General features: G+C 67.1%; 9 protein-coding genes and 1 pseudogene. 6 read left to right on the top strand and 4 right to left on the bottom strand.

What is annotated here, in order from left to right; all coding sequences use genetic code 11:
• Both AC1DYI_RS15470 and thrH read left to right on the top strand, forming a co-directional pair.
• Positions 1-277: pseudogene (locus AC1DYI_RS15470) on the top strand (molybdopterin oxidoreductase family protein); the annotation flags it as partial.
• Between the two features lie 56 nt (positions 278-333).
• Positions 334-957 (top strand): bifunctional phosphoserine phosphatase/homoserine phosphotransferase ThrH, encoded by a 624-nt coding sequence (thrH, locus tag AC1DYI_RS15465; protein ID WP_477205016.1) that lies wholly within the window; start codon positions 334-336, stop codon positions 955-957.
• 4 nt (positions 958-961) lie between these two features.
• On the opposite strand, the gene AC1DYI_RS15460 is transcribed toward thrH, so the two are convergent.
• From AC1DYI_RS15460 to AC1DYI_RS15450, 3 genes are read right to left on the bottom strand one after another with little or no spacing between them, the layout of a single operon-like run.
• The gene (locus AC1DYI_RS15460; protein ID WP_477205015.1) at positions 962-1,642 is read right to left on the bottom strand and encodes a protein-methionine-sulfoxide reductase heme-binding subunit MsrQ; all 681 of its coding nucleotides are present in this window, start codon (positions 1,640-1,642) and stop codon (positions 962-964) included.
• The gene (gene msrP, locus AC1DYI_RS15455) at positions 1,611-2,504 is read right to left on the bottom strand and encodes a protein-methionine-sulfoxide reductase catalytic subunit MsrP (protein ID WP_477205014.1); all 894 of its coding nucleotides are present in this window, start codon (positions 2,502-2,504) and stop codon (positions 1,611-1,613) included. The genes AC1DYI_RS15460 and msrP overlap by 32 nt, the downstream gene beginning before the upstream one ends.
• Before the next feature lie 7 nt (positions 2,505-2,511).
• Positions 2,512-3,549 (bottom strand): cytochrome-c peroxidase, encoded by a 1,038-nt coding sequence (locus AC1DYI_RS15450; protein ID WP_477205013.1) that lies wholly within the window; start codon positions 3,547-3,549, stop codon positions 2,512-2,514.
• A gap of 783 nt (positions 3,550-4,332) precedes the next feature.
• Here AC1DYI_RS15450 and AC1DYI_RS15445 point away from each other — a divergent pair.
• The gene (locus AC1DYI_RS15445) at positions 4,333-5,643 is read left to right on the top strand and encodes a D-Ala-D-Ala carboxypeptidase family metallohydrolase (RefSeq protein WP_477205012.1); all 1,311 of its coding nucleotides are present in this window, start codon (positions 4,333-4,335) and stop codon (positions 5,641-5,643) included.
• A gap of 204 nt (positions 5,644-5,847) precedes the next feature.
• Here the strand turns inward: AC1DYI_RS15445 and AC1DYI_RS15440 are convergent, their stop codons facing one another.
• Positions 5,848-7,008 carry a hypothetical protein gene (locus AC1DYI_RS15440; RefSeq protein WP_477205011.1) on the bottom strand — a complete coding sequence of 387 codons (1,161 nt, stop codon included), beginning with the start codon at positions 7,006-7,008 and terminating at the stop codon, positions 5,848-5,850.
• On the opposite strand from AC1DYI_RS15440, the gene AC1DYI_RS15435 reads away from it, so the two are divergent.
• The 3 genes from AC1DYI_RS15435 to AC1DYI_RS15425 form a co-directional block, all read left to right on the top strand.
• Positions 6,955-7,542, top strand: a complete 588-nt coding sequence (locus AC1DYI_RS15435; protein ID WP_477205010.1) for an NAD(P)H-dependent oxidoreductase — start codon at positions 6,955-6,957, stop codon at positions 7,540-7,542. The two genes, AC1DYI_RS15440 and AC1DYI_RS15435, sit on opposite strands and share 54 nt — an antisense overlap.
• A 72-nt stretch (positions 7,543-7,614) precedes the next feature.
• Positions 7,615-11,133: an ATP-binding protein gene (locus AC1DYI_RS15430; RefSeq protein WP_477205009.1), complete on the top strand. Its 3,519-nt coding sequence runs from the start codon at positions 7,615-7,617 to the stop codon at positions 11,131-11,133.
• A 101-nt stretch (positions 11,134-11,234) separates the two neighbouring features.
• On the top strand, positions 11,235-12,160 hold a 926-nt coding region (locus AC1DYI_RS15425), incomplete at its 3' end, for a response regulator (RefSeq protein ID WP_477205008.1).

The following is a 12,160-nucleotide window of genomic DNA, read 5'->3' as shown; positions in this document are numbered from 1 at the left end:
GGCCGATGGCGCGCTCGCACAGATCAGCGCGGGCGACGGCAGCGTCGAGCGCACGGTCACCGCGCCAGTGGTCATCAGCGCCGACATGATGCCTGGCGTGATCAGCCTGCCGCACGGCTGGGGGCACAACAAGGCCGGCGCGCAGTTGCGCGTGGCCGCCGAGCGGCCGGGTGCGAACCTGAACGAGGTGCTGGACGATCAACTGCGGGATCCGCTCTCCGGCAATGCCGTGCTGTCGGGCGTGGCAGTCAGAGTCAGCGCAGCCGTCGTCAGCTGAGCTTCATCGTCGGCAGTTAGCATCACTCCGGTCTAACCACCGGAGCGAGCCCGTTCATGCAAGTCGTCTGCCTCGATCTCGAAGGCGTGCTGGTCCCCGAGATCTGGATCGAGTTTTCCCAACGCACCGGCATCGCCGAGTTCTCGCGCACCACGCGCGAAGAGCCGGACTACGACAAGCTGATGCGCTTTCGCATCGGGCTGCTCGAGCAGCACAAACTGAAACTGGCAGACATCCAGGCCGTGATCGCCGGCATGAGCCCGCTGCCGGGCGCCCGCGAGTTTCTCGACGGCCTGCGCGAAAAATTCCAGGTCATCATCCTGTCGGACACCTTCTACGAATTCGCCGACCCGCTGATGCGCCAGCTCGGCCGGCCGACGCTGTTCTGCCACCGGCTGCTGGTTGACGACGAAGGCTTCGTGCGCGACTACAAGCTGCGCCAGCCTGACCAGAAGCGCCATGCGGTCAACGCGCTGAAGAGCCTGAACTTCCAGGTCATGGCTGCCGGCGATTCGTACAACGACACCGGCATGCTGGGCGCGGCCGACGCGGGCTTCCTGATCCACCCGCCCGAGACCATCGCCCGTGAGTTCCCGCAGTTCAAGGCCCACCACGGCTACGACGATCTGAAGGCCTCGATCGACGCGGCCGCGGCTCGGCTGCGCGCCGGGCCTGCATGAGCCGCTAGCGCGGGCTCGCCGTTCGCTCCGGCACTTCGTCGTCCGTGATTGGCACGTGCGCGCCACCGGGCCACCAACGCACGGCCAGGCGATAGCTCAGCAGCGCGATCAGCACGGCAACATAGCCGTAGGGCGCTGTCACGCCGGGTTTTGACAGCCAGACGAAGTGCAGCAGGGCGGCGACGCCGGCCGGATAGACCAGCCAGTGCAGGCGCTTCCAGTTGCGCTTGAGGCGGCGCATCCAGGCGTCGGTGGATGTCACCGCCAGTGGCAGCAGCAGCATGAAGCAGGTCAGGCCGGCGAGCACGAAAGGTTTGTGGCGCACATCGTCGACGAACTCGCCCGGATCGAGGCCGAGGTCGAGCGTCACGTACAAGACCAGGTGGGTGAGCGCGTAGCCGAAGCACGCAAGGCCCAGCGGCCGGCGCAGGCGCACGATCCGGTTCCAGTCCGCCAAGCGCCGGCCCTGGTGCAGGGCCAGAAGCTGCGCCACGCGCACGCCGGCGTGACGCAGCGGCGTGATGGCCAGTGAGCAGAGCAGGAACACCAGCGCCCAGTGGCCTGGTTCGCGGATCAGGCGCTCCAACGGGTTGGTGCCCAGCGTGCCGCGCCAGGCCTCGATGCCGACGATCACCGCCGGCAACACGAGCAGGCTATAAAAGCTTGTCGATATCCAGCCCGGCATACAACTGCGCCACCTGGTCGGCATACCCGTTGAACAACAGCGTCTCGCGCTTGCGCAGCTCGCCGACGCGGTTCTCGCGCGACTGGGTGCCACGCGCCAGCGCGACGCGGGGGTTGACGTTGGCGTAGAAGCCGTAGTCGCCGGGCGCGACTTGCGGCCAGGTGGTGGCCGGCAGGTGCTCCTCGAGCCGGATCGCGACGATCGACTTGATGCTCTTGTAGCCGTACTTCCACGGCACGACCAGTCGCAGCGGCGCGCCGTTCTGGTTCGGCATGGGCTTGCCGTACAGGCCGGTGGCCAGCAACGTCAACGGGTGCATCGCCTCGGCGATCGTCAGCCCTTCGGTGTAGGGCCAAGGCAGTGTCGGCCGCCGCTGGCCGTACATGCGCGCAGGGTCCAGCAGGCTGACGAACTTGACGTAGCGTGCACGAGAGGTCGGTTGCGCCTGGTTCAGCAGGTCGGCCAGCGGGATGCCGTCCCACGGGATCACCATCGACCAACCTTCGACACAGCGCAGCCGGTAGATGCGCTGCTGCGGCCTGAATTCGCGCACCAGCTGGTCGATGTCGAGCGTGCGCGGGCGGGCCACCTCACCCTCGATCGAGACGCTCCACGGATGCGGATTCAGGTTTTGCGCCAGCGCCGCCACGGCGCGCTTGTCGGGCGAGTACTCGTAGAAGTTGTTGTAGCTGGTGATCTCTTCCCAGCTGTTGGGTGACTCGGTCTCGGCGCGCCCCCAGGGCGCCGCCGCGGCGGCGCCCAGCGCAACCGCGCCTTGCCGCAGGAAGCGGCGTCGGGCCTGATGGACGGCCTCTGGCGTGATGTCGCTGGGGCGAATGTCGGCCGGCCGTCCAATCAGCATCGCGCCCTCAGTTCGCCGGCAACTGCGGCAGGACGAAGGACTTGGTCGGCGTGGTCAGCGCTTCCATGAACAACACGATGTCCTTGATCTCGCCTTGCGACAGGTTCAGCGGCTTGATGTTGGGCGACAGGTCGTCCTTGGCGACGCCGCCCTTGTTGTAGTGCTCCACCACCTCGGTCAAGGTCAGCGCGGAGCCATCATGGAAGTACGGCGCGGTGAGCGCGATGTCGCGCACTGTCGGCGTCTTGAACGCGCCCTTCAGCGAAGGCAGGGGCTTGATTGCGAAGCGGCCGACGTCCGGATTGGCATTGCCGTACGAAGCCAGGCCGATGTTGTGGAAGCCACCGTCGGTGAAGTTCGGCCCGGAGTGGCAGGCCGCGCAGTTGCCCTTGTTCGGATCGGTGAACAGGCGGAAGCCGTGCACCTGCTGGGCCGTCATCGCCTTCTTGTCGCCTTGCAGCCAGCGGTCAAAGGGCGACTCACGGCTGATGATCGTGCGCTCGAAGGCCGCGATCGCCTTCGAGGTCGTGGTCTTGTCGATCGGCTCGCCCGGATAGGCCTTTTCGAAAGCAGCCTTGTAGGCCGGGCTGCTGTTCAGCCACTTGAACAGCGAATCGAGGTTCATCGCCATCTCGTCCATCGATTCCATCGGGCCCATCGCCTGGTCCTCGAGCGAAGCGCGGCGACCGTCCCACATCTGCAAGCCGGTGTAGCCGGAATTGACCACGGTGGGCGAGGCGCGGCCGAGGATCTTGCTCTTGAAGCCCTTGGCGGTGGGCAAGCCGTCGGACCAACCGAATAGCGGGCTGTGGCAACTCGCGCAGGAGAGGTTGCGCTCGGACGACAGGCGGGGGTCGAAGAACAGCTGCTTGCCAAGCTCGATGCGCGCGGGCGTGGGCTGGTTGTCGGGCGGCGCTGGCGGTGCCTTCGGCAGCAGCCACTTCATGTCCTCCTTGGTCGGGCCCGTCGCGGCATCGGCGGCCCATGCACCAGATGCGGCAGCGAGTGCCAAGGACAAAGCGAAGACGGTTCGGCGCGCTCTCATGACGATCTCCTTCTCTTGGTCGCTCGTGCGGCGCCCAGCGCACCGCGGGATGAACGCTGATCGATCGGATACGCGCTGCCAACGTGGCGCATCGGTGAGTCGCTTCAAGAGTGGCAGGTCGTGGTCAACCAGCTCCGAGATGTTGTGCATCCTCGCCCCTTCCGTTGGATGGAGCCCCTTCGATGAAGCAGTATAGGTACCAAGTTGTCGCGTGTCACTGCGATCTATCATCGTTGGCGAGCCCGTGACGATCGACCGCTTTCTCGCGTCCTCGCCGCCCCCTGGTTCGCCTGCTGGCGTTGAACGCCGGCTTGGCGCTGGCCCGCTACCTGACGGCCCTGCTGGGCACCGCACTGGCGATCGGGCCGCTGCAGGTCACGCACGGTCACTGCGCCGGTCGCGATCAGCGCCGACATGATGCCCGGCGTCATCAACCTGCCCCACGGCTGGGGCCACGACAAGAAAGGGGCCCGTTGCGCGAGGCCCCCGCAACGGGCGAGGATTGTCAAACACCGTAACGGGTTATGTGGGCAGCCATTCATCGCGCCCAGCGTCGAGGTCCCAAAGGATGGCCGCGCGGACGCTTGGCGTATTTCCGATACGACTTCTCGTAAGTGTGCGCTGCAATAGGAAAAACCTACGATGCGCCACGCTGCCATGGGGTGAATGCCGGATCCGTTTCGCCCAGACAACCCAGCTTTCTCTTTGGTATGGATATTGAGCGCGTGGAGCGGTGAACACCTGCGGCGGCGTGAATCCGTAAAACCATGAGGAGTGTCATTCATGAAACGTTTTTGTCGTGGTGCACTGGGTACAACGGTCGCGCTCGCGTGTGCAGCAGCCCATGCGGCTTGTGGTGACTCGCGTGATGCCTTGATTCAGGAATACGTCACCTACGGCGTCAGCCTGCATCCCACCTGCTCGAATTTCACGAGCAGCAAGCGCACTGAATACTTCGCCTTTTCCGAGCTCGAAACGGGCGACTATTCCTGGGCCTTGCTCAGGTCGCCGTTTGTCGCCGCGAAGTCGACGGGCTATGGCATTGACCGATGGCGCTATGAATATGGTGGCCCGCGCTACACCAACAGCGTCTAMCGCAACCCCGCACGCAACAAGCGCATCGGCGGGGCAACCCAAAGCCGCCACATGTATGGCGACGCTGCGGATCTGGACAATCGCAGCGGCAGCACCTCAGAGTGGTGGAACATGTACTACGCGGCGGGCCGGGCGCACGCCGATTGGCGAGAGCCGACGAATGGCCCCTGCGGCTATGCCTGCCACCATGCGGACTGGCGCAGCCACTCCGGGGGATATTCGACAACCCGGCCGGTCGAGAAAAGCTTCGACATGCGGGGCGTCGCGGCCAAGCTCGAACTCTTCGACCCATCCGGCTTCGACTCACCTGACTGGCAACTTCGGTCCGCCATGCTGAGCCGGTTGCTCGACGCCGTCGGCGGCGCAGAGACCCTTCGGTTTCGCGCCGGTCGAGTTGGCGACATTCTCGGTGTCGTCGAGTCAGAAGCGGCCGATGGCATTCGGGCCCGGCTGATCTCGATGCTCGATCTTGAAAACCATGAGGTCCTGATCGAGAAAGCCCTTGTTTCGGAAGACAGGAGCGAGTACTACGCGGCATTGACCGGCGTTGTGGCGAATCTGCGGGACGCCAGGGCCCTGCCCGCACTCGGCGGCGCCCTGTCCACCGGGTTCATGGCGCAACGAGGTGTGGCCCTGTTTGGGGCAGCGGCAGTCCCCACGCTGGCCGGAGCTTTTGACAGCACGTTCGAGCCCGCGCAGGCCGGTGTTCTCCAATCGCTGGAGTTGCTGCTGGCTGAACAACATGAGCAGATGCCGGTCGAGCATCGGCATGCCATCCGTCGCATCGTGCTCAGCGGCTTGGCGCACCCCGACTTCAACATTCGCCTTGCAGCGGTCGGCGCAGCCGCTCACCTTGCCGCCACGGATGTGGGCTTGAGAGACACCCTCATTCGACTGAGAGATGCTGATCCGTACCAGAACCTCGACCCCGAGGGCATCTCGCCTGCATTCCCAGTCCGGGCGGCGGTGGCGGATCGGTTGTCGGGCGGTGCTGACTGACTGCCAGGCTCAGCGCGCAAAGCGCGACTGGCGGCGGGGGCGCTCAAGAAACGAAGGGCCGCTCCCGAGTTTCTTGATCCCCCGCGGGGGGCCTCGCTCGGACATGAACAGTCCTGAGGACTGTTCGTGCCTARCGAGGGGCCGAGCCTCTGGCTCGGCGCGGCCTGCAAGGCAGGCTGGGCGCAGCCCGGACCTGGGGGCACGTCAAAACCGCATCTTCAGGCTGACGCCCACCGCCCAGGCCCGCATGCGCGGGCTGTCCTCATCTTCGCGCGGCCAGAAATGGCCGAGGAGGACGCCGCCGAGCAGCCAGTCTTCGTAGACCGGCTGCTCCCAGCGGACCTGCACCCCGTAGTCGCTGAGGCCGACGCCCGAGCCTGTTTCGCCGTTGGCCAGGGTTTCGAGCGCCAGCACCCGCTGGTCACCGAAGGACTTGTAAGCCCCCAGCAGGGTCGACCACTCGAAGTGCTCCGACTCCTGGGTGATCGTCGCTGAGTTGAGCCAGCGCGCGGCCAGGTCCGGCGTGAAGGCGTGCTCGTACGAGAACGCCGTGGTCGAGCCGAAGCGGTCTTCGAACGACCAGAACACCGTCTGCCTGAAGTCGGCCAGGTCGTTCGGGGTGATCAGCCACTGGTTGCGGTAGCGGGCCTGCGCGAACGGGTTCAGCCCGCCGCGAAAGCCGACCCGGAGGTCGATCGCATCGTTCAACGAGCGCCCGAGGCCGGCGAAGAAGTCGCGGTCGCGGGAGTCGTCGAGCAGGCGGTCCTGGCGCGAAAACGCGCCCGGCGTGTCGGTGATCACGTCGCGCCTGTCGTCGCGGCCGACGAAGGCGTACAGCCGTTCCTCGACGTTCGGCAGCCGAAAACGTGCGTTGAAGCGCACGTCGAAGTCCGGATTGTCGTGTTGGCGCAGTAGCAATGCCGTGCTCAAGCGGCCGTCGGTCACCTTGCCGCCGCCAGCTTCGAAGGGGCGGTCGCCGAACCAGCTGTCGACGCCGCGCGCCAGCCAGATGCTGAACGAGCGCACCGTGCTGCGCGCCGTTTCGGCGGCTTCGGCGACCTCGGCCGGCACGGTGGGGTCGTCGGCTCGCGCCGCGCCACACGAGAATGCCGCCGCGCTGGCCGCGAGAAGCGCCAACGTGTACGACCCGATGTAGTGAGAGCAGAAGGTAGACACGCCGGCAATGTAGCCGCTCCCCCGCGAACGGAGCCCGGCAGCGGCTCCATCCTTGTCGGCCGTCAAGCCCGGCGCCGCAGCGCCCGGCGATAGTGGCTCGACCTCCACCACCACGGCCTCCGGCTGACGCTCCCCATGCCTCGCCACATCCTGATCATCCAGGGCCACCCGGATGCGGGCGGCAACCACTTCTGCCACGCGCTCGCCGCCGCCTACGCCGACGGCGCCGCGGCCGCCGGCCATGAAGTGCGCACGCTGGACATCGCGACGTTGGACTTCACACTGCTGCGCAGTCAGGCAGATTGGGAGCATGGGCAGCCCCCGGCAAACTTGATGCCCGCCCAAGCCGACATCGCCTGGGCCAACCACCTGGTGCTGCTGTTCCCGCTCTGGTTAGGCGACATGCCGGCCCTGGTCAAGGGCTTTCTGGAACAGGTCGCGCGGCCCGGCTTTGCGTTCAAGGCCGAAGGGTCGAATCCCTTTGCCCACAAGGGCCTGGCCGGCCGCTCGGCGCGCATCGTCGTCACGATGGGCATGCCGGCGCTGTTGTACCGCTGGTATTTCCGCGCCCACAGCGTCAAGTCGCTGGAGCGCAATATTCTCGGATTCGTCGGCATCGCACCGATCGAGCACACCTTGATCGGCGGCGTCGGAGCGATGAAGGCCTCCGCCGCGAAAGCCTGGCTGGCACGGCTGGCTCGATTGGGCCAGGCAGCCGCGTAAGCCCGAAGGCGCGGCTGCCGCCTGCCGCGTCTATCATCGTTCGCGCGGGCTTTGTCACGGCCCGCCGCCTGGATGATCGAACGCCTGCTTCCTTCGCTCTCGCCCGGTCTCCGCCTGCTGGTGCTCAACATCGGCCTGGCCTTGGCCTACTACGTGACGGCCCACCTGGGCATGTTGTTGGCCATCGGGCCGCTGCACATCACCGCCATCTGGCCGCCCTCGGGCATTGCCGTCGCCGCGCTGTTGCTGTGCGGCACGCGCGCCTTTCCAGGCCTGATGCTGGGCGCAGTCACCACCCATTTTTCAGACTTCTTCGGCCCGCAACTGGGCTACGGCGCCACTGCCCTGCTGGGCGCGACGCTGCTGGCCAGCGGCTCGCTGCTGCAGGCGGCGCTGGCGGCGCAACTGATGCGCGACGTGCCCGCCAAACTGGAAACCGCGCCGGTCCGGCAGACCTTGCATTTCGCGCTGGCGGCCGGCGCGTGCTGCCTGATTTCGGCCCTCATCGGTCAGGCCACCCTGTACGCTTTCGGCGTGATGGCGCCGAAGGATGTTTTCTTCGGTTTGCTGACCTGGTGGGTCGGCGATGTCGCCGGCATCCTGCTCGTCGCGCCACCGGCCCTGCTGCTGCTGCACCCGGCGTTTCAAGGCCGGCGGGTGGCTGCGCAGGCCTTCCCGATCATCTGCCTGGGCCTGGGCCTGACGCTGTTTGCCACGCTGTCGGTCGGGGTGATGGAGCGCGACGTGCACATCGAGCGCTTCCGCTCCGATGGCACGCGGYTGGCGATGGCGCTGCAGAACCACATCGACATGGCCGAGCGGGACCTCGAGATCCTGCAGCGCATGTACTACAAGGTCGAGTTGCTGCCCGACGAGTTCCGCGCCGTCTCCGGCCCGATGCTGGAGCGCAGCCCCTGGCAGCAGCATTTCGCCTACCTGCCACGCGTCAGCCTGGTCGACCGCGATTCGTTCGAAGCCCGCAACGGCGACCTCGCGCTGCGCGAGGTCAGTCCGCGCGACACCGTCATCTCCGCAGGGCTGCGGCCCGAGTACTTCCCGGTCCAGTGGACGGCACCGGAAGCGGGCCGGGAGGCCTTGCTCGGCATCGACCACCTGGCCGATCCGCAACGCGGCGCGGCCATCGACAAGGCGCGCGAGAGCGGCGGCATCGCCGCATCACTGCCCCTGCATTCGGTGGCACAGACGGCGACGAGCGACCTCGTGCAGGTGCTGTATGCGCCGCTGCCAGGCCTGACTTCGCACGGGCTGCTGATGGCCCCGCAGAACCTGCGCGGCATGGTCTCAGCCACCATCGACGTGGGCCAGCTGCTGCGCGCTGCAGTGACGCAGATGGACATCGACGGCCACCACCTGCTGCTGTACGACCCGGACGCGCCAGCCGCCCATGCGCTGGAATGGCCGGCCGGCGAAGCGCTGGCGATACGCGACCAGGCGGAACGCGAACGCGTGTTGCCGCAACTGAACAGCGGCATCCACCATGAGGTCGCGCTGCACGTGGCCGACAGGCGCTGGATGCTGCAGATGCAGCCCGCGTGGGCCCAGCTGGCACCCAAGCCTGGCTGGCTGCAGCTGGCGGTGCTGGCCTCGGGCTTGACCTTCACCGCGTTGCTCACCGGCTTCATGGTCGCGCGCAAGCGGCACGACCTGTTGGTGCGGGACCAGCAGCAGGCGCTCGAATCCCAGGTGCTGGAGCGAACCCGCGAACTGGCCCGCAGCAACCAGTCGCTACGCGAAGAAGTGAACGAGCGCGAACGCGCCGAGCAGCAGCTGCAGATGTTCCGCTGGCTGGCCGAAAGCGCGCACCAGGGCCTGGGCATTTCCGAACTGAATGGCCGCCTGGTCTACCTCAACCCGGCCTTGCGCCAGATGACCGGCGATGTCGACTGGACGCCGGCCAGCAACCGCAATCTGCTGGACTACACGGGCCGGCGTTTCCGCAAGGTCTTCGTCAGCCAGGCGATGCCGGCGCTGAAGGAGCACGGGCACTGGGAGGGCGAATGGCGCATCGCCTCGCGCAACGGCCGGCCGGCCCGCGTGCTGGACCAGTCGCACTTCGTCCTGAAAGACGACCTCGGCCACCCGCTGTACATGGCCAGCCTGATCACCGACGTGACCCGGCAGCGCGCGGTGGAAGACGAGCTGCGCGAGGCTCAGAAGCGCGCCGAGGCGGCGAACCGCGCCAAGTCGATGTTCCTGGCGAACATGAGCCACGAGATCCGCACCCCGCTGAACGCGGTGCTGGGCTTCACGCAGATCCTGCTGGCCGACCGCAGCTTGGCCGCAGCCGCACACCAGCGGCTGGAGGTGATCCTGTCGGCCGGCAACCGCTTGCTGGGCCTGATCAACGACGTGCTGGACCTGGCCAAGATCGAATCCGGCAAGCTGAACCTGGTGCTGCAGACCTTCGACCTGCGACGCGAGTTGCAGGACATCGACCACCTGTTCGCCAGCCGGGTGGCAGCCAAAGGCCTGGCCTGGGAGGCCGACCTGTCGGGCCTGCCGGCACCGTCGATGGTGCATGGCGACCGGACCAAGATCGGCCAGGTGGTCATCAACCTGCTGGGCAACGCGCTGAAGTTCACCGAAAGCGGCCGCATCCGGCTGCAGGCCTGGCGCGACGGCAGCGCGCTGTGGGTCGAGGTCGAAGACAGCGGGCCCGGCATGAGCGCCGCCGAGCTGGAGCAACTCTTCACGCCCTTCAGCCAGGGCGATGCCGGCCGCGAAAAAGGCGGCTCGGGCCTGGGCCTGGTGCTGTCTCGCGACATCACCCGCGCGATGGGCGGCGAGCTGTCGCTGACCAGCGCCCCTGGCGTCGGCACGCGCGCCCGCGTCACGCTGCCGCTGCCGGCGGTGGACGCCCAACCGGGCATGGCCCTGGCCGACGTCCAACTGGCCCGGCTGGACCCGGCCACGCCGTGCCGCGCACTGGTGGTCGAAGACGACCCCGACAGCCGCGATCTGCTGGTCAAGCTGCTGCACGACGTGGGCTGCCAGGTGCAGCAGGCCGAGGACGGCCAGGCCKGACTGGAGGCCTGCCAGAGCCAGCCCTTCGACATCGTGTTCAGCGACATCCGCATGCCGCGCCTGAACGGCGTCGAGATGATCCGCGCGCTGCGCTCGGCGCCCGAGACCGCCGCGCTGCCGGTGGTGGCGGTGACCGCGTCGAGCCTGGAGCACGAGCGCCGCTTCTACATCGAGATCGGCTTCCAGGACTTCGTGCCCAAGCCCTACCCCTTCCGCGACATCTACCGCATGCTGGCGCAGTACGCCGGTGCGCATTTCCTCGACGAGCAGGCAGCGGCAGCAGCGCCCAGTCCCGCCAGCGAGGCCACCGCCTTGCCCGAAACGCTGACCCCGCTCGACGACGAGGCACGCCAGCGCCTGATCGACCTGCAGGCCGCCGCCGCCGGTGGTGACCTGGCGCAGGTCAAGAGCCTGCTCGCCCGCGTGCCCCCTGGCATGCTGGGCAACGCGCGCCGCCGCGCCTGGGAAGACGCCGCCAAGCGCTACGACTTCCAGGGCCTGGAAGACGCGGTGCGCGAGTTTCTCGAGCCCACAACAAACGTCTGAGCCGCGGCAAACGCACGTCCGGACAAGCCCGAAAAGCTTGAGCCGGCGCCGCCACGCTGGCATACACTGGGTTTTCTTCGGCACCTCTTGATTGCTCAGCAGTGACCGGAATCAAGCTCACCGTCCTCATCGTCGACGACACGCCCGAGAACATCGATGTGCTGAGCGCCGTGCTCGACGGCATGGGCTGTGAGTTGATGGTGGCCACCAACGGCCCCCGCGCGCTGGAGCTGGCGGCCCGCCGCCGCCCCGACCTGATCCTGCTCGACGTGATGATGCCGGGCATGGACGGCTTCGAGGTCTGCCGCCGCCTGAAGGCCGACATGGAACTGGCCGAAATCCCGGTCATTTTCTGCACCGCCCGCACCGATGACATCAGCGTCGGCTTCGGCGCTGGCGGCAGCGACTACATCACCAAGCCGATCAATGCCGACGAGGTGCTGGCGCGGGTGCGCCACCAGATCGAACGCCAGGTGCTGCTGCGCGACCTGCGCGAACTGAACCGCAGCCTCGAAGAGCGGGTGCGCGAGCGCACCGCCGAGCTGACGCTGGCCAACCGCCAACTGCGGGTCGAGATCAATGAGCGGCGCTACATGCAGGACCGCCTGAACTACCTGGCCACGCACGATTTCGTGACCCGGCAGTACAACCGCGGCGCGCTCGACGCCCACGTCTCCGAGCTACTGGCCCGCATCCAGCGCCAGGCGACCTCGGCGGTGTTCCTGATGATCGACATCGACCAGTTCCGCCTCGTCAACGAGACCTGCGGCTGCGTGGCCGGCGACGAGCTGCTGCGCCAGTTCGCCGATCTGGTCGGCGCGGCCTTGCAGCGCTCGGACTTCTTCGCCCGCCTGGGCGGCGACAAGTTCGCAGTCGTCAGCGAAGACCAGAACGAGGAAGGCGGCACCGCACTGGCCCGCCAGATCCACAAGCAGATCAGCGAGTTCGAGTTCCAGTGGGAAGAGCGGCTGTTCAAGCTCGCCGCGTCGATCGCGGTGGTGCGCATCCAGCGCGACATCGTCTCGTT

It is taken from the genome of Ideonella sp. P3_A4, assembly GCF_056403075.1.
This window is presented reverse-complemented; position numbering and strand designations above follow the sequence as displayed.